The organism is Psychroserpens mesophilus (assembly GCF_050617655.1).
Taxonomy (GTDB): domain Bacteria; phylum Bacteroidota; class Bacteroidia; order Flavobacteriales; family Flavobacteriaceae; genus Psychroserpens; species Psychroserpens mesophilus_A.
The window spans coordinates 891150-915607 of sequence record NZ_JBODQC010000001.1; the positions used below are offsets into that span (position 1 = coordinate 891150).

Sequence of the window (24458 nt, forward strand, 5' to 3'; positions counted from 1 at the left end):
TTTATCCATCGTATTTGATGTAGAATCTATCAACTAAAAATGGTTTCACTTAAAGCATAATAAATTGCCATAATTGCAGAAAAAATAGCACTCCCAACAAAACGCCATTTAAGTTTGAATCTATTCTGAATAATGAAATTGGCTACAAATGAAATAGGGATGTTTACCACAAACGACCAAAAGGCTATATGCATTACATTCCAGCCAATCGCTTCAATGTCTCCTGAAAATAATTTAATAAAGATTAAATGTCTGGCAATCCACAAGGGATTAAAATATATAATCGCCAAACCTGTTTTGGTTAAGGTAGATCTCAAGCCTTTTAAATGCTTTGTTTTTTTGACAATCCAATCAAAGTAATTGGGTATTTCAAAAGCATAAAACGTGGCGCCAATAAGTATCATTCCAAATAAACGATACCAGGAAAACTCATCAAGTAAAATTGCTGCTACAGAATCTCCTGCACTGTAAATTAGTGCACCTTTAAGACTGTTTTGTTTTTTGTAGTGAAGTGTGATAAGGCGTTATTTTTCGTAGAGACTCATTAAAACTTTTTCAGGAGTCATTGGTGCATGAAACTTTAAATTATACTTAGGGTTGAACGCTTTAATAGCATTTTGAATGGCAAAATAAGCACCAATGCCATACATTAAAGGTGGCTCTCCAACAGCTTTTGATTTTAATATGGCTAAGTCATGACCTTTGGTGTCTACAGGAATAACTTCCACACGTTTTGGTACCGAAAACAGATCTGGAATTTTATAGGTCGATAAGGCGTTTGAAAGCAATCGACCTTCATTATTATATGAAATCTCCTCCATAGTCATCCAGCCGATTCCTTGTGCCAATGCGCCTTCAACTTGACCTAAATCAATGCCTTCACTCATGCTTTTTCCGTAATCGTGAACAATTTTTACCGAATCAAATTCATAAGTGCCACGCGTACAATCTACAGTGGTTGTAATGATTGCTGTCCCGTAAACATGATATGCAAAAGGATGGCCTTTTTCTTTTGTTTTATCAAAATGAATTTCTGGTGTTGCATAATGTGCATTTTCCGTTAATGCCACACGTTCTATCATAGCCATACTGATGAGTTGTGTCCATTCAAGCTTAGATTTTTTACCCTTTACATAAACAAACTCATCTTTTAGTGCAATTTGTTCTGGTAGAACTTTATAATATTTTGAAGCAACAGTTTTCAAACGATCGAGTAATGTATGACAAGCTTTTAAAGTTGCTTTTCCATTTAAATCTGCAGTGGAACTTGCAGCAGAAGGCGAAGTATTTGCAACTCTGGTGGTGTTGGTGGTTTCAATCTTTATCTTTTCAATAGGAATCGAAAATACCTGAGCAGCAATTTGCATCATTTTTGTATTTACACCTTGTCCCATTTCAACAGCTGCTGTACTAATGCCAACACTTCCATCGAGATAAATATGAACCAAAGCACGAGCGTGATTCATAGGTGTGTTGGTGAAAGAGATGCCAAAAGTAATAGGCATGAGAGCAAGCCCTTTTTTGAAATTAGAATGGTTTTTGTTAAAGTCTTCAACCTCTAGTACTAAAGTTTTGAGATTGTAAAGGGATTTCGCAGATTCCCAGGTGTTTTTAGCTTCAACCTTTTTGGCAATTTGTCCGTAAGAAAACGTATCGTTTTCATCTAACAGATTTGCTTCTTGAATCTGTTTAGGAGACACACCAATTTCATGAGCAGCATGTGCTATTGCAGATTCTATGACAAACATACCTTGCGGACCACCAAAACCTCGAAATGCTGTATTGGGAGGAAGGTTGGTTTTACAACTAATCACTGTGGTTTCTACATTCGGAACAAAGTAACTGTTTGTAGCATGAAATAACGTTCGCTCAGCAATAGCAGGTGATAAATCGGCAGCTGCACCAGAATTTTGAAGGAACTCAGCCTCATAAGCTAAAATTTTTAAATCTTTAGACAAACCAATTTTATAAGAACTTTCATAAGGATGACGCTTCCCAGTCATTCGTAAATCGTCATGACGATTCAATATGAGTTTTACGGACTGGTTTAAATGGTAGGTTGCTAATGCAGCCATAACAGCCCAAGGTGTGGCTTGGTCTTCTTTACCTCCAAATCCACCACCAAGACGTGTGACATCTACTTCAATTTTGTGCATGGCAACACCCAGAACCTGAGCCACTGTTTTTTGGACAGCCGTTGGACCTTGGGTAGAAGAGGTGATTTTTATATTTCCATTTTCTAAAGGTTCAGCGTAAGCACCTTGTGCCTCAATGTATAAATGTTCTTGTCCGTTTGAAAAAGTTTCACCTTCAAAAATATACTCGCAAGATTTAAATGCTTTTTCAGTATTTCCTAAACTAAAGGAGCGAGGTGCATTGATAAAACTTCCTTTTTCTTTGGCTTGTTTTGCTGTTGTAATTACAGGCAATTCTTCAATATCGATTTCAATTAATCCTCTAGCTTTTCTTGCAATAAATTCAGATTCAGCAACAATCAAAGCAATTGGCATTCCCCAAAAATGAACGTCATCTTCAGCAAATAAAGGTTCATCTGGAATGATACCTCCAATTTGGTTTTTCCCTGGAATATCTTTGTAAGTAAAAATACGCTCAACACCTTCGAGTGCTTCCGCTTTAGAATAATTGATGTGTTTTATGTTACCATGAGCTTTTGGTGAATCAAAAACGATTGCATGAAACGTACCTTGTCTGATATTAACATCATCTACGTATAACGATTCACCACGAACGTGTGTGTATGAATCCAGGTTTTTGATGCTTTGTTTTAAAGAGGTTGAAACAGCATCTAATTTAGAATTTAGCGTCTTATTTATTTTGTTTTTATGCATGTTGAACAAAATCGTTTAATGTAAATTGCTTCGGAAATAATTCTGTGAAATGTGCAAAAAATAATTGTCGACCTAAAAGACGTTTATAGTCGCTTGTTCCTCGAACATCACTAATTGGTGAAATTTCATTTTGAAGAAGGTCGCTTGCTTTTAATATGGTTTCCGAAGACAGTTTTTTCCCTTTTAAAAATGTTGAGGTTTCATGCAAATACTTTGGAATTGCAGCAACACCACCTAGGGATACGTGCGCTTCTAAAATGAGATTGTTTTCACTATAAATATGAATTGCCGAATTGACGCTTGCGATGTCTAAATGTGTTCGCTTACAAACTTTTTCAAAATTAAAAAAGGAATGTGATGTTGGTAATTTAAAACGAATCGCTTTTAACAGTTCTCCTTCTTTCAAATCATAAGTCTTATAACCTTGATAGAAATTCTTTAGAGGTAAGACGCGTTCTTCTTCGTGTTCGTTTGTAATAATGATATCGCTATTAAGTGCTAAAAAGAAAATAGTCATATCACCAATTGGAGAAGCATTGGCTAAATTACCTCCAAATGAAGCCATATTTCTAATTTGTTCTGAAGAGACCAGTTTGAGATGTTTTTTCAGATTTGGAAAGTAGCTATTAATTTCGGTGTGATTCCACAAATCAGAAACAGTTGAATTTGTTCCTATTGTACAACTGTCATGTTCAATTTTAATCCCTTTGAGGTAATCTTTTTCAGCAATTAGATGCACAGAATTATCAGCTAAATGATCGGCTTGTTGCACGTATAAATCGGTTCCTCCAGAAATGTATTTTCCTCTAGGTTGATTGATGTCTTTAGCTTCTAAAGCTTTTAATCGTTTAGGAATGTCATTAAAATATTTAGGAACAAAACCATTTTCAATTAGCCAGCTAAAGGAATTGAAGTCCTTATGTTTCTCCAAGCTTTTTACGACTTGGTAAGCAGCTTTTTCAATGGCTTTATAACCAGTGCATCTACAAATATTTCCACTGATTGCGTCAAGTGCATTGTTATAATTTTTCTCAGAATTAGACAAAGCAAATCCTGTTAGAGCCACTACAAAACCAGGAGTACAAAATCCGCATTGTGTGGCATAATTTGTCTTCATGGCTTCTTGGGCAATGGTGAGTTTGTTTTGAAGATTAGTACCTTCAATGGTAACAATGTGTTTACCATGTGCATTTCCTAAAGGAGAAATACAAGAGGTAATGCTTTGGTATTTAATACTGTCATTTTCTAAGCTTCCAACTAAAACTGTGCAAGCACCACAATCACCTTCACGACAACCAATTTTTGTACCTGTAAGCCGTTGTTCATATCGTACAAAATCAAGTAAGGTCATTCCTGAATGTTCAGGAGTTCTTATGGTTTTATTATTGAGTATGAAGGTTATCATTGAATTTCAATTGGTTTAAGGTTGATGTCCATAAAACAGGTCGAGAGACTCGAATAGTGGTGTTATAGATTTAGTATTCCGTTTTATCTTCTTTTTTGGTCCATTCTTGAAATGGTTCTAAAGCAATCTCGCGAGCTAACTGCTCAAACGGAATACTTCTTTTAGTGTAAGGCAACGGAATTTCCTTATAAATAAATTCATCATCAAAGCCAATATTAGCAGCATCTACCTGATTACTTCCATAATACACTTTATCTGGTCTTGCCCAATAAATGGCACCTAGACACATTGGGCATGGTTCGCAAGAGGTATAGATTTCACAACCCTCTAATTGAAAAGAATCCAGATTTTTGCAAGCGTCTCTAATGGCTGTAACTTCGGCATGTGCAGTTGGATCGTTGGTTGATGTGACTTTGTTGTTTCCTCGTCCGACGATTTTTCCGTCCTTCACTATCACGCAGCCAAAAGGGCCACCTTCGTTGTTATTCATTCCTTTTAAAGCTGCATTCACAGCTTCTTTCATGAAGTTTTCTTTAGTTGTCATAGATATTTATATAAAAGCTTTAAAATTTGTGTACCTATAAAGATATAATAAAATGTAAAAGTGTTGATAAAAATTAAAACGAATAGCCAATAGCAAAATTTAAAACAGGCTCATCGAGTTTAAAATCAAAACGCTTTCCTTCTGGTAAAGATGGATCATGGAATGGCGCAGCTAAATCAAATCGAATCACAAAGCCTTGTACATCTATTCGCAAACCAAAGCCTGTTCCCATACCCAATTCATTGATGAAGTTTGAAGTAAATTTATCATCACCATTAAAAACAGGGTTAGCTTCTGAGTTCCACACATTTCCTGCATCTACGAAAAAGGCACCTTTAAAAAAAGAAAAAATTGGAAAGCGATATTCTACATTTGCTTCGAGTCTAATGTTTCCAGTTTGGTCAAAAAATGTGCCATCACTATTAGCATCATTATCTTCATTGTAGGTTCCTGGTCCTAAAGATCGAATTCTAAAAGCTCTTACACTATAAGGACCTCCAGAAAAATATTGTTTTACAAATGGAATAACATCAGAGTTTCCATAGGCTAAACCGTAGCCAGCAAACAATCGTGTTGCCAATGTTTGTTGTCTGTTTTTTCCAAAGTTTAAATGAAATCTGGCATCGATATCTGCTTTCGCATATTGTGCATATTCCAAGCCTAAAAAAGTTTTAGGTTCTCCTTTATTTTGTTCTTTGCCCAAAAGGCTTATAGAGTTTCCGGCAACATCTAAAGTTGTATTCAAAAAGAATTGATTAGGGTCCTTAGTATCTACCATTTCGTTATATGTAAATGAAAAGGTAAGCCCAGAAATAAATTGCTGGTCGAAGCTAAGTTTTAAGAATGGGTTATTATCCAGAATATCTTGAAATTCATCTGTTGTATTAGAGAGGCTTGTGTAATTGACAGTAATGGGATTAACCTCATAGGTTATGAAGCGATTAGCATTCCAAGTATATCCAAAAAGAGCACTTCCGGTTATTAGAGTGTAGAGTTTACTTCTTTTTAAATAACTAATGCCTAAACTGGTTTTGGTCTTCGGAACAGAATATCTAAAAAAATCATCTCTGATATTAAATGGCGAAATCATTCTAGGAAAAATAAGCTCTCCTTTTAATCCATGTTCCAAACTGCTCAATCCTGCATTTTCACCACTTGCAAATTGCGTTTCGTAACCAATGTTTGTACTGATGTTGAGCGTTTCTCCACCTCTAAAAAGGTTTCTGTTACTGTAAGTAAATGCTAAATTTGGACCTGCGAAATTATTCGATTTTGTAACTGCCTGTAATTCTGCTCTGAGAGCTCGCTTTGTTAAAGGTGAAAGAAATATATTGGCTTCGAGAATTCCTAAGCTATCGGTTAATAAAGAATCGATTTCATTATATTGAATGTTTACATATTTGTAAGCTCCAATACTTGATAAGCGTCTGGATGTGTTTTTTGAGGTTTGCGGATTGTAATATTCACCTTCTTTGATTGTGATAAATTTATCTAAATGCTTAGGTTTAAAAAAAAGCGAATCTTGAAAATAATTTTTAGAGTTGTAACGTTCGGCATTAAGGGGTATTGAATCTTGCAAATCATAATCTGGATATACGTTAACATGCTTTACCTGATAAGGGACTGTTGCTTTTTGTGGAACCTGAGCTTTTAATTTTAAATATAAGTCAAAACGTCTGTTACGATACTGATTAGTGTCTGCTTCAAAAATGAAAAAATCTGGATTAAGATTGTAGTAGCCTTTCTTTTTTAATTCAGAATCGATACGTTGGCGTTCTAATTTGAGATTAGATAAATCAAATCGCATATCTTTTGTTAAAGGAGAATGTGTTGCGGCTTGTTTTACATATTCATAAAGTGGTGATGCCATAGAATCTACTTGAAAGCTTTCCATTTTATAAGGAGGAGGAACTTTTAGTGAGTAAGTAGCAAATGCCTCCAGCTCTTTTTCTTCAAAAGACGATCCTGCTGTGCTATAGAAAAAACCATTATTTTCTAATCTATTAAGTAAAATGTCTTCAACCTCAAAAGTTTCAACATCAGATTGATACACTGGTTTCTCACCAATTTGTTTGAAGAGCCAACGGTTTAAAAAACCTGGTTTTTCTTTTTGGATTTTATAGTAATAATAGAGACCAGGATACATGCCTAAAAACTTTGAATTAGGTTCAGGTCGTAAAATAGTTTCCAATTCATCTTTTAATTGGTCAACATTTTGAATAGAAGAATCTGCTTCAATTTCTATTTTAGCTCCTGTGTAAAGGCGTTCACCTTCTGGGATGAATTTTTTAATGCTACAGGAATGTAGTACAATACCAAAGAAAAAAAGATAAGCGATATGTATTATGTTTTTTTTCAAGATTTAATTTTTTTTCTTTTCTGAGGTTTCATCTGTTTCTTCTTCAGCTTTTTTTTCATTTTCCAATTTGGATTTCTTTTGACTTTGTGATTTAAAAATAGCATCCCAAAGCTCATCAAACTGATTAAATTCTTGTGTAAAAATTAAAGCAATACCACTAACGATAGTTTGGCCATCAATAACATTTTCAAACTCACTTTTTCTAAACCCTTTTAATCTGTATCTGCCATCTTCTGAGATGATATACTCTAAACTAACATTGCCTATTAATGGTGTGGATTCTTCTGAAGAGCCACTGCCTTGAATGTCGACTTCACTACCAACTCGAACGATTAATCGATCATCAAATAATTTTTTTTGCGCTGCAATGTCTAATTGTGTTCTGTCTTCAGCACTTTCACCTTGATAATCTGTGTAGCTGTTGATTCCGAAATCAAGCTCAAAACCTGAATTGCCTAATAATTTATCTGAGAATGTGTTAAGTTGTTCAGAGACAGCGTCGTTAAGGTTGTCTCTAGCTATGGTTGCAAAACCTCCAGAACTTCCATCACTACCAGAATCTGGATAAAAGCGATTGAGCACCAATAGCGAAAACACTTGTCTGTTTAATTCACCTTCTTGTGCATTAACTTGTTGCACACGACCGTAAACTTGTCCGCCAATAGCACCTTGTTCTTCTTCAGGCATATCTAAGCCGAAAGATATTTTTGGAGACAATAATTCACCATCAATATTAAGATAAACATTAAAAGGCAATACTTGTCGGTATTTATTTTTTACTGAAGGATCAGCACCAGAAATTTGAGGAGCCATTAATCCAGATGCAGACGTTTCTAAATTATAAATAGCACGAACATCCAGTTTGGCATCAAATGGATCACCAGACCAGGTAACACGACTTCCTGGAGCAATTACAAATTTTCTATTTACCAGATTGTATAAATTTAGTTCGTAATGCCCATTTGATATTTCATAAGTTCCTGTTAAGGTTACGCGTCCATTAGGAACCATGGTAAAAATAAGTTCTCCTTGACCAGACGCTCTGAAATTATCTCCAGTTTCTTCGTCAAGTATAACAGTCACTGCTGCGTCTTTTCCTATTTTGATAAGAGTAGAAATATCAAATCCTTTGATGGTAGCTGTTTGCTCTTCAGTTTGAGTAAGGATGGCATCAGGATTTTCACGATTTACAAAAACGACGACACCATCACGTTCTTCAATATTAGCATATGATGCTGGCATGACATAAGTTACATCAGTATTAGATCCTAAAGTCAACTCAGCGCTCAACTTTGGAATTTGTAAATCTCCAGTAAGTGTTGCTTTTGCATTAAAGCTGGCTTTTCCATAGAAACTTTTGTTATCCTCTTGAGTAGCATTAAGAACTTGAAAATTATCAGCTTTTAAATCGAGATTAAATGTTGGGTTTAAAAAGCTTTCAGTTCCAACTTCTCCAGAAAGGATAAGTGCATTATTATTTTCATCAAAAACCGTAAAGTTAGACATTGACAATCTGTCGTTATTAACATTGAGTGTTTCATTTTTCATGGTAAACTTTGTATTGAGTTTTGCCACATTAAAACCAGCATTATTAAAATGTAATGAACCATTATACAAAGGGTCTGAAATAGTTCCTGTGACTTTAAATTTACCGTTGAAACTTCCTTCACCATTTTTAACTTCCCCTAGAGCCAAGGTGTTAAGTGCTCTCATTTTAAAATCGTTGATATTAAGGTTGAGATTAAGGTCGGCATCAGCAGCTGTAGCAGTATAATCACCAACAAGATCTATATCTATGTCTCCTCCTTTAAGTCCTGCGTTAAAGGCATATTCATTATCTGAAAGCGAATTGCCATTCAGACTTAAGGTGCCTAAGTCGGTTTTTAAGACATTGAAATTTTCTATACTCAAATCGGCTAATAATCCAGTTTCTGCGAAAGGTGCTTCGAGAACAAAATCACCATTGAGTTGACCAGTTGCCAATTGTGCATCAGGACTTAAATAATTAAAAAATTCACTTATTTTAAAATTTATAAATTCTAAAGCAATGTGCGGTTTGGTGATATTTTGAAGCTTATCTGTAATAGCAATTGATTGGTTATTCTTTGATATTTTAAAGTCATTAAATTCTAAGTTCTTGTCGGTTAAAATTATTTCATTCTGTGCTGGAATGATCCATTTTTTCTTGTTCAGAATTAAACTATCTGGACTAACCGAAAATTTTAAGCGATTCCGATTTCCTGTTATTTTTGTATTTACATTCATTAGCCTTTCACCTTCATGATACCCTAAGAAATTTAAAGACAACTCATTATTAGTTTGATTTCCTGTGATGACTGTTTTTGGTACATTTAATGGGCCAGCAGTTATGTTCTTAAAACCTAAATTAAAGCTGAAGTTGTCTTGATCAGTATCCATTGAAAACGCTAAACTGTCTAATTCATTACCACTGTAATTAATATGCGGAGCAGTAATGTTTGCTTTAAGCTGACGAGCTTTTTCGTTAAAATCGAAAGCGATATTTATAGTGTCTAAATCTTTAACATTTACCAAAAAAACATCACTTAGTAATGGCGATTCTGAAACTTTGCCATTTAGTTTTAAATTGACAAAATTAGAAATCGAATCAGGCACTTCTGTATCTCTATAGAAATAACTTGACACGTGTCTTTTTATGGCTTTGCTAAAAGTTTGCGGATTAGCATTTGACTTTAGATTAAGATCTAGCATTTTGTTTTTGACAGAAACAGAAGTCGTATCTTTATCAACATATGCCAATGCATTTAAATCTCCTAACAAATAAGCTTTGTTATCATAAACAAAAACACCTTTATCTACTATAGCTGTGGCATCATAGCGTTCACTATTTCCTTTAAAGTCTGCATAAATATCCATAGCCGTTTTAACATTACGATTGGTTATACCAAGTGCTTGTAAATTTGCACCAACGATGTTTAATTCTACACTAGCTTCTGGAGCTATTGAATCTAATACCACAAAAGCATCAAGGTTTATATTAAGGTTGTCGTCTTTGTATTTTGAGATGACTGTTCCTGTTCCATTTTTAATGTTTCCGTTAAGATTAAGGTCTTTGATTGCATACTCATTAAGCTGAAATTTTGAAACCGTAGCGTCTAATGAAGCATCTAATGTGTTTATAGTTTTACCACTTCCCTGTGATTTTAAATTTAAACTCAAAGCACCAAACTGCGGATCATTAAGTAATTCGTTTATTTTATAATCTTCAATGGTAAGAGAGGCATCATAAGTCATGGTGTTTGTGTTTTGTAAATTACCATTCAATATAGCAGTACCTTGCGTAGTTGTTAAAGTTGTCTGAGTTGAAAAATCTTTAAGATTACCACTTATAGTTCCGTTAAGAACTATTGAATTGGGTAGATTTACACCCAAATCTGTTTCATTTATAAATTGATTAATATCTGAAAGTGTTGTTTCTACTAAAAACTGAGGAATCTCAAATGTAAGTGTTTCAGGATTGGTAACATTTTGAAGTTTACCACTTACATTCAACTTTGTTGTATTTCCCCAAAACATAGTGGCTTGCGATAAGTTAATAGAGGCTAGGCTTCCTGAAGCGTTAATGTTTCCAAAGAGTTGTTTGTTACTTAATGTGTTTAAATATGGATTTTTTTTGAGTTTGGGCTGAAACTTAAATAGCTCTTTTAAAGATAGATTAAAGGATGGGAAATTAAAATCAACCTCAGTGCTTTCAGGATGGTTTATTAATTTTGAAATCGAATTGTAATCTAAATGAGCATAACCCGAAACAGCATTATCGTTTAATTTGAATTTTAAGTCATCCAATCGTAACTTTTGATGTGTAACTTTTAAATTAACTGCTAATTGTTTAAGGTTGAGGTTTGAGGATTCATTAAAGCTTAACTGATGGAGTTGTAAACTTGCCTCCTGGTCTTTTAAAAGTAGATGTTGTGCTTTTAAATTGAAATTTTGCAACGCAATAGCATTTGGATCAAATAATGAGTCATTTGGTTTTGCATTACCAGCACGATAGTCAATTTGATTGTTTTCAAAATCAATCTCTGCTATGTCAATTTTTAATTGAGGCCATTCAAAAGTTTGAAAACCGACTGTTGTATCAGCTTTAGTTTCTTTTAGTGTGCTATTGGTTTCGGATTCCGTTTTGACAAAGATTTCAGAGTTTTTTAAACGAATAATATCCAAGTGTAAATCATTATCTGCCAGGTTGATTTGTGGAATTTCAGTGTAGAATTCTTCAATATCCAAATCGGTTATAATCTGTTCAGGTTGTGATTCGTAATAAGCAATAACATTATTTAATGAAATACTTTCCGAAGAGAATTTTGGCGGTATAGTGTTGGAAGATGCGGTGTCTACACCAACTGATTTTTGAATGAATTTTATTTTTGAGTTACTCAATTCAATTTCCGAAGCATCAAACGTCATGTTTTCAAAATCTGTAGTTTTCATGTTGGCATTAAGTGTACCTATCTGAAACCTGCTGTCGATACCTGCCACAGCATCATCATAAACAATGTCGATAGTGTTAAATTTTAAATTGCCTAAAATTATATTTAAGGGTGTTGCTGGAGCCTTTGTAGTAGTCTTTGTGGTATCAGATGTTTCAAACGCATCAATTAAAAACTGAAAGTTGTATCCTGAAACAGTATCCTTTCTAATAATATTAGCTCTTAAACCAGTCAAGTTCAAGGCATCTACACCAATTGCTTCACCTTTAATCATTTGAAGTAAAGGAATGTTGGCTTCTAATGATTTTGAATAGACTAAAGTGTCTCCTTTTTTATCTTCCAAATAGAGTCCGTCAACTTGTAAATCGCCATCAAAATTTATAAAAAGGTTTTTAATTTCAACTTTTGTATTGGTTTTATCAGATATGTAGCTAACAACTTTGCTCACTATTAAATTTTGTCCCCAAGGACTTCTTAGAAAAAGTAAGATCAAAAACAAAAAAAGTAAAATGCTCAAAAAGACTCTTATGGTTCTGCGGAACCATCGAAATTTTGATTGTTTAGGCGATTTATGTTCTGTTGTTTCGTTATTTTCCAAGTTTCAAATATAATTAACCAAAGATATTATAATTGTTACTATTGCTATTAATATTAACGCTGTTAATAATCAATTTAGCCTATGTGTAGAAGTTACTGTCTGCATAAGGTAAATTCTTGAAGAATTTTGTTAGCTTCAGAACGCTAAATAACCAGATAATCATGGATGTTTACTTTGTCATTTTTATAATCCTAATCGGATTTGTAGGATATGCCTTTTTCAGAACAGGTAAAAGGACAATCAAGCCATTTCCTGCACACTGGCATGTTCTTTTGGTAAAGGAAGTTGAATTTTACAGAGGTTTAAGTGCAGACGAACAGCTAAGGTTTCAGAAACGAATGATGCAGTTTTTAAGTGAAGTGTATATTGATAGCGTTAATTTAGAAATAACAGAGTTAGATACTATTTTAATTGCTGCCAGTGGTGTTATACCTGTATTTGCATTTAACGATTGGCATTACAATACATTGAGTGGTGTGATTTTGTATCCAGATAATTTTAATGAAGATTTTGAATTTTCAAAGACTAGTAAATCTAAACGAATAGCAGGTGTTGTAGGTACAGGTCGTTTACAAGGTAAAATGATAATTTCTAAAAAGGCATTGCATCATGGTTTTAAGAATGATAATGATGGAAGAAATACTGCCATACATGAGTTTGTACACCTCATTGATAAAATGGATGAAAGTGTAGATGGAATTCCTGAAATTTTATTACAACATCCTAATGTCATTCCTTGGTTAGAATTAGTTTATAAGGAAATGGAAAGCATTAGCAATAATAAGTCAAAACTAAGACCCTATGGAGCCACTAACCAGGCAGAATTTTTTGCTGTAGCTTCAGAATACTTTTTTGAAAGTCCAGAACGATTGAAGAAAGATCATCCTGAATTGTATTCTGCGTTGTCTAAAAGTTTTAAAGTTAAGTTTTGAAACGAAAAAACGTAGTTTAATGACCTATTTTGCATTTTGAGTTACGGTCGATTTTTACCCTAACTTTAAAGGTTATATCAATGAAGTCGTCGGTTCTTCTATTTGAATGGAGAAACCCTAAAAACTCACTAATAACTGTGACGCAGTATGCCAATCTAGGCTAAAGACTGTGATTGATGCAAGGTAGAAGGTTGTAATTAATAAGGTTTATATTTTTTTCATGTTAGTATATGAGATAGCATCAATAGTAATTAAGGTAAATTGTAAGATGTTAAATCTTTAAGTTGCATAAAGTATTTAAGATCACTTTTTAGCATGAAAAAAACTACTTACAACTTTAGAGCTTTTGATTTTCTTGTTTTTATAATGATAATGTTTGCTACGATTGTATGTAACTCTCAGGTTTATACAAAACAAGAGATAAACGACTCAATTAAAAAACAGCCTTACTTTTCAATTCACAAGAATAATTATTTTATTACTGGAGTACCAATCAATAAATCTATTAATAGAAACACTGCTAATGCAAAATATCAAATTAGTTTTAAACAAATTTTAACTCGTAGTAAATTGCCATTGGAAACCTTTCTCTATTTGACCTATACTCAAAAATCCTTTTGGAATATTTACAAAGAATCTTTTCCTTTCAGCGATATTAACTTTAATCCATCCATTGCTTTAGGGAAAATTATTTATGATAAAGAAGAAAAACTAAAAGGAATTGCCACATTTTCTTTTGAGCATGAGTCCAATGGTAGAGATAGTATTGCTTCTAGAAGTTGGAATCGCATAAGTTTAGAATACACCACTAATATTAAGAAGAATACTATTGCTAGTTTTAAAGTATGGTTACCTTTTGCTTATAAAGAAAATAATTCTGATCTATTAGAATATGTTGGTTTAGGTGAAATTAATGTTTCACATAGGTTTAAGCCAAATAAATGGGTTTTTGATCTTAGGGTTAGAAAAGGCTTAAATTTTGATGCAAAAGGTTCAGTAAGGTCACGATTGTATTTCAATCCATTTAGTAACAATGTTTCGAATCAATACATTATGTTTGAGTGGTTTTTAGGTCAAGCAGAAGGATTATTAAATTACCAACAAAGTCAGAGTATAATAAGAATAGGTTACGTTATACGAACAAATGAATTTGGATGGTTAAGAAGGCGATAGGCTATAAGCACAATTGTTTTGGGAGTTCTGTATCATTGTTAAAACAAAACATTAAAAGAATAAGATTTTAATACAATCTGGCGTCATTTGGAGCGTAGTCACTATATTGTTTTAGGAGCAGTTGGTTTTGCTAAAATTTGTGAAGCAGTATTTGTAAATGTAGACATGGCTTTATTACTAAGTTAAAATGCAGTTCGAATACAGAAAATGAATTGGTATTCAGTTATTTAATCAATTAAACTTCTGTTAAACACAATTAATAGTTGTTAAAATTTCGTAACTTCGTAATCAATATGAAGCAATTTTTCCATAAAATAATGTCTTTAGTAATGGCTTTTGTAGTGTTGTTCTCTACAATGTCATTTACTGTAAATATGCATTACTGTGGAGATACTTTAGTGGAAACGACTATCTTTCAAAAAACCAAAGGTTGCGGCATGGACATGGAAAAACCTTCAACCGAAGGCTGTTCTATTACCAAGAAAAATTGTTGTGATGATGAACAATTATCAATTGAAGGTCAGGACGAATTACAATTGCAAGTTGATAAAATTACGTTTGAGCAACACCTATTTATAGCTTCATTTGTTTACACTTACATTAACCTTTTTGAAGGTTTAGAAAATAACGTTTCTACTTACGAAGAATATAAACCGCCACTCGTCATTAGGCGTATCTACAAGATTGACGAAACATACTTAATTTGATTTTTAAACAATAGACTTTTTTATCCTATGACTGCAATGTTGTAAGGATAACTCGCTGTATTCGGTGTTTTCCTTACACCAATGTCTAACTGTTTAATAATCAAAGCCAATGCTCAATAAAAGCATCAAATTTTTAATAGAAAACAAACTCGTAGCAGTTCTGCTACTCGTTCTTTTTGTGGGTTGGGGAACAGTCAACGCACCTTTTAATTGGGATACTGGTTTCTTACCAAGTAATCCAGTTGCTGTAGATGCCATACCAGATATAGGTGAAAACCAACAAATCGTTTTTACAAAATGGGATGGTCGCTCACCACAAGATATAGAAGACCAAATCACCTATCCACTCACAACATCTTTACTCGGTATTCCAGGTGTAAAAACCATTCGTAGTTCTTCTATGTTCGGCTTTTCAAGTATCTATATCATTTTTGAAGAAGACATAGAATTTTACTGGAGTAGAAGTCGTATTCTCGAAAAACTTAATTCCTTACCAAGTGGTTTATTACCTGAAGGTGTTAATCCTGCTTTGGGTCCTGATGCCACAGGATTAGGACAAATATTTTGGTACACGCTTGAAGGTCGTGATGAAAACGGAAACGTCACTGGTGGTTGGGATTTACAAGAGTTACGCAGTATTCAAGATTACTATGTAAAGTATGCGCTATCCTCAGCAAGTGGTGTTTCGGAAGTCGCATCCATTGGTGGTTATGTTCAGGAATACCAAGTGGATGTAAATCCAGAATTGATGCGTCAATATAATATTGGATTACATCACGTTGTAAAAGCTGTTAAAGAAAGTAACAAAGATATTGGAGCACAGACTTTGGAAATTAACCAAGCCGAATATTTAGTGCGTGGTTTGGGTTACGTGAAATCCATTTCAGACATCGAAAATGCAGTAGTCACTTCCGAAGAATATACATCCATACGAATTAAAGATATTGGGAACGTCTCCTTAGGACCAGCCACTCGAAGAGGAATTTTGGATAAGGAAGGTGCTGAAGTTGTTGGTGCTGTTGTTGTTGCTCGTTATGGTGCGAACCCAATGGAAGTGATTAACAATGTTAAAGAAAAGATTAATGAATTAAGCGCAGGATTACCGTCAAAAGTATTGGCAGATGGAAGAACCTCACAAGTCACCATAGTACCATTTTATGATAGAACAGAATTAATTCAAGAAACCTTAGGTACACTTAATGAAGCCTTAACTCTTGAAATATTGATTACCATTTTGGTCATCATTGTGATGGTGTTTAATCTTCGAGCTTCAGTACTAATTTCTGGATTATTGCCAGTCGCTGTTTTGATGGTATTTATAGCTATGAAACTCTTTGGTGTTGATGCCAATATTGTTGCTTTATCTGGGATTGCGATTGCGATTGGAACCATGGTTGACGTTGGAGTTATCCTATCAGAAAACATTATAAGGCATTTGGATGAAGACAAAGGGAAACTTCCTATCAACACTGTCGTATATAATGCCACGGCTGAAGTCTCAGGTGCTATTGTAACTGCTGTAGCCACCACCATCATCAGTTTTATTCCTGTGTTTACAATGATTGGTGCCGAAGGAAAACTGTTTAGGCCTTTAGCGTTTACAAAAACCTTTGCCTTAGCAGCTTCTATAATCGTAGCGTTATTTTTAATTCCACCGTTTGCTGCATTTTTATTCAGAAAGAAAAACATTAAAACCAATTTTAAAACTATTTTAAATGGTGTTTTAATAGTATTAGGAATAGTTGCAATAGTCTATGGTTATTGGTTAGGATTGATTTTGATAGCTTTTGGAATTACAGCGCTTCTCAATCTTCAAAATAAGATAACAGACAAACAAGCGAATCTTATCAATATCATTATTTCAGCATCAGCTATAGTATTCTTGTTAGCCGAATATTGGAGACCATTAGGCGTTGATAAAAGCATTTTCTGGAATCTTATTTTCGTGAGTGTTATTTGCTTTGGTTTATTAGGTGTTTTCTCATTATTTATAAAATACTACACACGCATTTTAAGGTGGTGTTTAGATAATAAGCTACTCTTTTTGTCTGTCCCAACAGCAATTGTCATTGCAGGTTTTTTCATTATGAAAAATACAGGCAAAGAGTTTATGCCATCTTTAAATGAAGGCTCATTTCTACTAATGCCAACCTCGATGCCTCATTCTGGCGTAGAAGAAAACAAACGTGTCTTACAGCAATTAGATATGGCAGTAGCCAGTATTCCAGAGATTGAAACGGTAGTTGGTAAAGCAGGTAGAACAGAATCAGCGTTAGACCCAGCACCTTTGTCGATGTATGAAAATATCATTCAGTATAAACCAGAATATATGCTGAATGAAAACGGAGTACGCCAACGCTATAAAGTCAATGATGATGGTGAATATGTGTTAAAAAACGGAATGTCATTGCGAGCGGAACAGCGTGAAGCGTGGCAATCTCTTAAAGCAAAAGAACAACTCATTCCAGACAATAATGGAGAGTTCTACCGTAATTGGCGACCAGAAATACAGTCACCGGACGATATTTGGAATGAAATTGTAAAAGTTACCAAATTGCCAGGCGTAACCTCTGCACCAAAGCTACAACCTATTGAAACCCGATTGGTAATGCTTCAAACAGGAATGCGAGCACCAATGGGAATTAAAGTAAAAGGTCAAGACTTAAAGCAGATTGAAGCGTTTGGTGTGCAATTAGAAAACATTATCAAGGAAGCTGAAGGTGTTAAAAAAGAAGCTGTTTTTGCAGACCGAATTGTTGGTAAGCCTTATCTGCTCATTGATATTGACAGAGAGAAAATTGCACGTTATGGCATTTCGATACAAGATGTTCAAGATGTATTAAAAGTAGCAGTTGGTGGTATGGTCTTAACCCAAACGGTTGAAGGTCGAGAGCGATATGGTGTACGAGTACGATACCCAAGAGAATTACGAGCAAACCCAACAGAATTACAACAGATTTATGTGCCAGTTGAAAAAGGAAGTCCTGTGCCTTTAAGCGAATTGGCAACTATAAGTTACGAACAAGGTCCACAGGTCATTAAAAGTGAAGATACCTTTTTAGTTGGCTATGTATTGTTCGATAAACTAGATGGTTTTGCCGAAGTCAATGTAGTTGAAAGCGCACAAGCTCTAATTCAGCAAAAGATAGATAGTGGCGAATTAGTAGTTCCAAAAGGTATTAACTACCAATTTACAGGAACGTATGAAAACCAATTAAGAGCAGAAAAAACCTTGTCGGTTGTTGTGCCTTTAGCGTTGGCAATCATTTTCTTAATTCTGTATTTCCAATTTCGTTCGGTAGGGACATCACTAATGGTATTTACAGGTATTGCAGTTGCTTTTGCTGGTGGTTTTGTAATGATATGGCTATATGGTCAAGATTGGTTCTTAAACTTCAATGTCTTTGGTGAAAATCTGCGCGATTTATTTCAAATGCACCCGATTAATTTAAGTGTAGCGGTTTGGGTTGGGTTTATTGCACTATTTGGTATCGCAACAGACGATGGTGTAGTTATGGCAACCTATTTAACTCAAACATTCGATAGAAATACACCGGAAAACAAAAAACAGATTAGAGCTTCAGTAGTTGAAGCAGGAGAAAAACGTATCAGACCCTGTTTAATGACAACAGCAACCACCATTTTGGCATTGTTGCCCATATTGACTTCAACAGGACGAGGTAGTGATATTATGATTCCTATGGCAATACCGAGTTTCGGCGGAATGTTAATCGCTTTAATCACCTTATTTGTTGTTCCAGTATTATATAGCTGGAAAGCAGAAGTTCAACTTAAAAGAACATCAAAATGAAATATAAATCAATACAAATAAAAATCGTCTTGGCTCTTGGCTCTTGTTTCTTGAGTCTTTTTGCGAACGCTCAACAATTAGAAATACTTATCGATGAAGCCTTAACAAACAATCCAGAAATTCAAAAGTTTGAGTTACAATACAAAAGAGCTTCCGAAAAGGTAAACGAGGTCAACACCATTCCTAATACCGAATTTGGTGTTGGTTATTTTGTGAGTGAGGCAGAAACACGAACAGGTGCACAACGCTTTAAAGTATCTGCTAAACAAATGTTACCGTGGTTCGGAACCATTACCTCGAGAGAAAATTACGTGAGTTCATTGGCAGATGCTAAATACGAAGACATTGTCATCGCAAAGCGAAAACTAATGGCTTCGGTATCACAATCCTATTATAATTTATACGCTAACAAAGCAAAGCAAGAGGTTTTAACTGAAAACATCAAACTATTAGAAACTTATGAGACGTTGGCATTAACTTCTGTTGAGGTTGGTAAAGCATCCGCAGTAGATGTATTGCGATTGCAAATGCGTCAAAACGAAATGCAACAATTAAAAGATGTATTGCAACAACAATTTTTAGCAGAACAAACTAACTTCAATAATCTATTGAATAGAGATAATGATGTTACCGTGAATGTGGTAGATAGTTTAATGATACCTTCAGAAGACTTTGATATTACTTTTGAAAAATTAGTATTACATCCTGAATTACTAAAATTTGATAAACTCTATCAATCCATAGAGCAATCAGAATTATTGAATCAAAAAGAAAGCAGTCCAATGATTGGTTTTGGATTAGATTATATCAATGTTGCTGAAAGACCAAATATGGATTTCAGCGATAACGGAAAGGATATTGTAATGCCAATGGTTTCGGTATCTATCCCAATTTTCAATAAGAAATATAAATCCCAAACCAAACAAAATGATTTGCAACAGCAGGAAATTACTGCTCAAAAACAGGAACGTTTAAATGCATTGGAAACGCTTTTAGACAAAGCGATTAACGAACGCATTTCTGCAAGAATTAGTTATGCTACCCAAACCAAAAACCTACAGCAAGCCAAAGATGCAGAAGATATTTTAATCAAAAGCTATGAAACAGGAACGATTGATTTTAATGATGTTTTGGATATTCAAGAGTTGCAGCTAAAGTTTCAAATGAACCAAATAGAATCTGTGAAGACCTACTATGTGCAAAGTACAATCATTAATTATTTAATTCAGTAAACAATGAAAACATTTAACACAATATTTCTCTTGTTTCTAACTTCAATGGCATTTGCCCAAGTTGGTACAAATGGTGAAGATAGAAAAGAAGAAGGCCGAAACATACAAGAGTATAACCTTACTATAGAAGAAAATGAAATAACTCTTTCAGGTGTAACCGCCAAAGGAATGACAATTAATGGTGGAATTCCAGGTCCTACATTAGAATTTAATGAAGGTGACCTCGCTATTATTAACGTAACTAATAAAATGGATGAAGAAACCTCTGTACATTGGCACGGTTTAATACTTCCTAATTTTTATGATGGTGTACCTTATTTAACTACGCCACCTATAAAACCAAACACTACATTTCAATATAGAATACCTATAAACCAATCTGGCACATATTGGTATCATTCCCACACGATGTTGCAAGAGCAAAAAGGAGTTTATGGCTCAATAGTCATTCATCCTAAAGAAAAGACCTTGGACTATGATAAGGATTTAGTCGTAGTCCTTTCCGATTGGACAAATGAAAAACCAATAAATGTACTGCGAAACCTTAAACGAGGAAATGAGTGGTATCAGGTTAAAAAAGGAACAGCGGTACCATTAAGCAGAGTTATAAAAGAAGATGCATTAGGCGCACAATTCAAATTTTGGCGCGATAGAATGGAAGGTGCAGATATTGCAGATATTTATTACCCTGCATTTCTTTCTAATGGTAAAAAACTTGCAGAATATCCAAAGTTTAAACCTGGAGAAAAAGTAAGACTTCGGTTTATCAATGCCTCTGCCTCAACTTATTATTGGATGGATTTTGGAGCAGGTAATGCTACAATTGTTTCAAGTGATGGTGTCGATGTCACACCAGTCAATAAAAGTAGGTTTCTCTTTGGTATAGCAGAAACCTATGATGTCATAGTTACGATACCAAACGGTACATTAGAAGTAACTGCAACCGCACAAGATGGGTCGGGCTACACATCAATTCGTTTGGGTACTGGAAAACTTTTTCCTGCAACTGTAATAGATAGACCAGATAAAGTAGCTATGATGAAGCAAATGGCAAAAATGGATATGAAGATGGGTGCACCTGCTTTAGTAGGAAATAAAAACAGTAACACACCAGAAGTCCTAATGCAGAAATATGGGATGAAGATGAATATGGATATGAAAGATGGACAGATGGAGAATGAAATGAATATGGAAATGAAAAAGGATGTGATGCCAATGAATCATAAGATGATGCAAAAGGACACCACTTCATTTAATTATGACACACGTAAAACCTATTTCAATTATGATTTTTTAAAGGCAAAAGAAAACACGACTTATAAGGCAGACATACCTGTAACCGACCTTTTACTTAATCTAACAGGTAATATGCAACGTTATGTTTGGAGTTTGAATGGCATACCACTTTCGGAAACAGACAAAATTAAAATTAAAGGTGGAGAGGTTACTAGAATTACTTTGAATAACCTAACAATGATGCATCATCCAATGCACTTACACGGACATTACTTTAGGGTCATCAATGAAAATGACGAACGTTCCCCATTAAAACATACCGTCAATGTACCACCTATGCAAAAAGTGGTCATCGAATTTTATAACGAAGAATATGGTGATTGGTTCTTTCATTGTCACGTGTTATATCATATGATGGGTGGTATGGCAAGAGTATTTAGCTATGATACACCACGCGATGAAAGGATGAAACCTTATCCAGTTCAAAAACTAATTGATGAAACTGACCATTATTACTCTTGGGGAGCTGCACGTGTAGGTTCAAACTTTAATGAACTTTTATTGATGTCAAGCAACATTCGTAACGAATTTGGACTACGTGCCGAGTTTGATTATAACCAAAATGCCGAGATAGAAGTAAATTATAACAGATATCTCAATGATTGGGTACGTGTGTATGCAGGTGTAAATACTGAAACTTCTACACCAAATTCTTATGATACATTTAATACTGTAGGATTAGTTGGAGTTAAATATTTCACGCCTTACAGATTTAATGTGGATGTGAGTATGGACCATCAACTGCGCCCAAGAATACGTTTGGACAGAGAACTATTGATTTTTCCTAGAATTTTTCTCGAAGGAGAATACGAGTATAGAGCGGATTTTGGATGGGTCAATGATTTAGAAAACAACAATTCTTATGAAGGTGAAACTCAATGGTTAATTGGAGCATCGTACATCTTATCTCGAAATTTTTCAATTCAAGGGAATTACAATAATAAATATGGCTGGGGAGGCGGACTATTAGTTCGATTCTAATAATACATAACAATTTTATATAAACAAATATTAATCTTAAAAGTAAGTCAAAATGAAAAAAGTAAAATTAGTAACAACAATTATGGTAATGACTTTTATAAGCCTAACAGCAATGTCTTGTAAAGACGCAAAAAAAGAACATAACAACGATGAAGGTCATAATACAGAAATGAATCACGACAATAGCGATGGTCATCACGATAGTGATAAAAAAGAAATGGCAATGAATAGCAATCAAGACGGGAATGCCGAAATTATACTTAAAGATTATTTTAATCTAAAAGATGCTTTAGTTGTAGATGATGAAGCAAAGGCAAAAAAAATAGGTGCTTCATTAGAAAAAAGTTTAGAAAATTTAGATGTTTCTAAATATACGGATGCTCAAAAATTAGAATTAAAGGATATTATTTTGGATGCCAAAGAACACGCAGAGCATATATCCAAAAGCCCAATAGCACACCAAAGAGAACACTTTAAGGTTTTAAGTAAAGATATTATAGATATGGTTGCGATAACAGGTGCTTCTAATAAATTATATGAGCAATATTGCCCAATGTATGAAAAAGGAAGTGCTTGGTTAAGTATGAATAAAGAAGTACGTAACCCTTATTATGGTAGTAAAATGCTGAAGTGCGGAAAAGTACAAAGAGAAATTAACTAAATGAAAACTGTTAAAATCATATTGCTGATTTTATTGGTCGCTTTTGTGGGAATACAATTTATTCCCACAGAAAGTAACCAAACTGATATTGTACCAGTAACCGATTTTATGTTGGTAAATAATGTGCCAAATAATATAAAAAATAAGTTGCAAGTATCTTGTTATGATTGCCATAGTAACAACACTAAATATCCTTGGTATAATAAAATACAACCAGTTGCTTGGTTTTTAGAAGAACATATTAAAGATGGCAAAAAAGAATTAAATTTTAGTGAATGGGGTTCATTAACAATTCGAAGAAAAACAAGCAAGTTGCGTTCAATTATAAAACAAATAGAAGGCAATAAAATGCCTTTAGATTCTTACACGTTAATACACAGAGATGCAAAATTGTCTGAAAGCGAAAAGAAATTACTCATAGAGTATATGTCAGATTTAAAAGAAAATTTAAATAATTAAAAGTCAAACATCAAAATATTCGATTATGAAACCACCCATATTTGTCTTATTATTCACGATTTTAATTGTGAGTTGTAAAGAAAGTAAACAACAAGATACAACTATCGAAACTCAAAAAGAGGTCGTTGTTGACACCACAAATGAAAAAGAGGAAGTGTTGAAAATTATGAAATCTTATAAAAATGCCATTCAAAACTTAACAACCGAAGGCACTTTTCAACTCTTTACGCAAGATGCATATACAACTGAAAATTATTTGTATACGATAGTTTTAAAGGCAGATGAAGCTAAAGGAACAAAAGAACGAACCATTGAAAGTAAAGGCGTAGCAACTTCAATTTTAAAAAAAACTGATGGAGATTGGAAGATTATTCATTCACATACTTCATTTAAAAAATTGAATCAATAAACAATGAATCATATTCTTCATATAAAAAATATGGTCTGTAATCGCTGTAAAATGACGATTATAAATTTGTTGGATGATGAAGGTTTTGAAGTGGAATCTATACAATTGGGTAAAATTGTTGTTAAAGAACAGTCTAGTGATGATTATGTTCGGCTAGAAACACAGTTGAATGCTTTAGGATTTGAAGTGATTAAAGATCCTACAAAGGCATTGGTTGAAAAAATTAAAATTAATCTTATTCAGCATATTGAAAAAAATGAAACAGATGAAATTCTTGGTAAACTTGAGAGTGAAATAGGCAAAAGTTATTCTACATTGAGTAAAACGTTTAGTAAATCAGAAGGGATAACACTTGAAAAGTATTTTATCAACCTGAAAATAGAAAAAGCTAAAGAGTATATTCAATTGAATCAGCTTAATTTTTCAGAAATAGCCTATAACCTTAACTATAAAAACAGTAGTCATCTATCGAAACAGTTTAAACAAGTTACTGGAATGTCAATGACAGATTATAAAAACTTACAATATGGAGACAGAAAATCCTTGGATGAAATTGTATAAAAATTAGCCAGA

General features: G+C 33.9%; 16 protein-coding genes. 10 read left to right on the forward strand and 6 right to left on the reverse strand.

Annotation, left to right across the window (positions count from 1 at the left end; all coding sequences use genetic code 11):
• Nucleotides 1-29: 29 nt before the first annotated feature.
• The 6 genes from ACRHNM_RS03900 to ACRHNM_RS03925 form a co-directional block, all read right to left on the reverse strand.
• Nucleotides 30-404 (reverse strand): hypothetical protein, encoded by a 375-nt coding sequence (locus ACRHNM_RS03900; RefSeq protein WP_431133862.1) that lies wholly within the window; start codon nucleotides 402-404, stop codon nucleotides 30-32.
• Nucleotides 405-524: 120 nt separating this feature from the next.
• A complete protein-coding gene (locus ACRHNM_RS03905) occupies nucleotides 525-2849 on the reverse strand; it encodes a xanthine dehydrogenase molybdopterin binding subunit (protein ID WP_431133863.1) in 2325 nt (774 codons plus the stop codon).
• The gene (locus tag ACRHNM_RS03910) at nucleotides 2842-4254 is read right to left on the reverse strand and encodes an FAD binding domain-containing protein (protein ID WP_431133865.1); all 1413 of its coding nucleotides are present in this window, start codon (nucleotides 4252-4254) and stop codon (nucleotides 2842-2844) included. Before ACRHNM_RS03910 ends, ACRHNM_RS03905 begins: the two co-directional genes overlap by 8 nt.
• A gap of 70 nt (nucleotides 4255-4324) precedes the next feature.
• Nucleotides 4325-4798, reverse strand: a complete 474-nt coding sequence (locus ACRHNM_RS03915; RefSeq protein WP_431133867.1) for a nucleoside deaminase — start codon at nucleotides 4796-4798, stop codon at nucleotides 4325-4327.
• 73 nt (nucleotides 4799-4871) lie between these two features.
• Nucleotides 4872-7157, reverse strand: a complete 2286-nt coding sequence (locus ACRHNM_RS03920; RefSeq protein WP_431133869.1) for a BamA/TamA family outer membrane protein — start codon at nucleotides 7155-7157, stop codon at nucleotides 4872-4874.
• 3 nt (nucleotides 7158-7160) lie between these two features.
• On the reverse strand, nucleotides 7161-12074 hold the full coding sequence (locus ACRHNM_RS03925) for a translocation/assembly module TamB domain-containing protein (RefSeq protein ID WP_431133871.1): 4914 nt from the start codon (nucleotides 12072-12074) through the stop codon (nucleotides 7161-7163).
• A gap of 311 nt (nucleotides 12075-12385) precedes the next feature.
• Between ACRHNM_RS03925 and ACRHNM_RS03930 the strand changes: the two genes are divergently transcribed.
• The 10 genes from ACRHNM_RS03930 to ACRHNM_RS03975 all read left to right on the forward strand — a co-directional run bounded on the left by ACRHNM_RS03930 (nucleotide 12386) and on the right by ACRHNM_RS03975 (nucleotide 24446).
• Nucleotides 12386-13156 carry a zinc-dependent peptidase gene (locus tag ACRHNM_RS03930; protein ID WP_431133873.1) on the forward strand — a complete coding sequence of 257 codons (771 nt, stop codon included), beginning with the start codon at nucleotides 12386-12388 and terminating at the stop codon, nucleotides 13154-13156.
• Between the two features lie 315 nt (nucleotides 13157-13471).
• Nucleotides 13472-14329, forward strand: coding sequence for a phospholipase A (locus tag ACRHNM_RS03935; protein ID WP_431133875.1), 858 nt, complete (start codon nucleotides 13472-13474; stop codon nucleotides 14327-14329).
• Nucleotides 14330-14622: 293 nt separating this feature from the next.
• Nucleotides 14623-15036 (forward strand): HYC_CC_PP family protein, encoded by a 414-nt coding sequence (locus ACRHNM_RS03940; protein ID WP_431133877.1) that lies wholly within the window; start codon nucleotides 14623-14625, stop codon nucleotides 15034-15036.
• A gap of 109 nt (nucleotides 15037-15145) precedes the next feature.
• Nucleotides 15146-18847 (forward strand): efflux RND transporter permease subunit, encoded by a 3702-nt coding sequence (locus tag ACRHNM_RS03945; RefSeq protein ID WP_431133879.1) that lies wholly within the window; start codon nucleotides 15146-15148, stop codon nucleotides 18845-18847.
• Nucleotides 18844-20079 carry a TolC family protein gene (locus tag ACRHNM_RS03950; protein WP_431133881.1) on the forward strand — a complete coding sequence of 412 codons (1236 nt, stop codon included), beginning with the start codon at nucleotides 18844-18846 and terminating at the stop codon, nucleotides 20077-20079. The genes ACRHNM_RS03945 and ACRHNM_RS03950 overlap by 4 nt, the downstream gene beginning before the upstream one ends.
• Nucleotides 20080-20082: 3 nt before the next feature.
• On the forward strand, nucleotides 20083-22356 hold the full coding sequence (locus ACRHNM_RS03955) for a multicopper oxidase domain-containing protein (RefSeq protein WP_431133883.1): 2274 nt from the start codon (nucleotides 20083-20085) through the stop codon (nucleotides 22354-22356).
• Between the two features lie 52 nt (nucleotides 22357-22408).
• Complete coding sequence (locus ACRHNM_RS03960; RefSeq protein WP_431133885.1) at nucleotides 22409-23017, forward strand: DUF3347 domain-containing protein; 609 nt, start codon at nucleotides 22409-22411, stop codon at nucleotides 23015-23017.
• Nucleotides 23018-23476 carry a heme-binding domain-containing protein gene (locus tag ACRHNM_RS03965; RefSeq protein WP_013868941.1) on the forward strand — a complete coding sequence of 153 codons (459 nt, stop codon included), beginning with the start codon at nucleotides 23018-23020 and terminating at the stop codon, nucleotides 23474-23476. It begins immediately after the preceding gene.
• Between the two features lie 25 nt (nucleotides 23477-23501).
• Nucleotides 23502-23885 carry a nuclear transport factor 2 family protein gene (locus ACRHNM_RS03970; protein WP_431133887.1) on the forward strand — a complete coding sequence of 128 codons (384 nt, stop codon included), beginning with the start codon at nucleotides 23502-23504 and terminating at the stop codon, nucleotides 23883-23885.
• Nucleotides 23886-23936: 51 nt separating this feature from the next.
• Nucleotides 23937-24446, forward strand: a complete 510-nt coding sequence (locus ACRHNM_RS03975; protein WP_431133889.1) for a helix-turn-helix domain-containing protein — start codon at nucleotides 23937-23939, stop codon at nucleotides 24444-24446.
• Nucleotides 24447-24458: the final 12 nt, after the last annotated feature.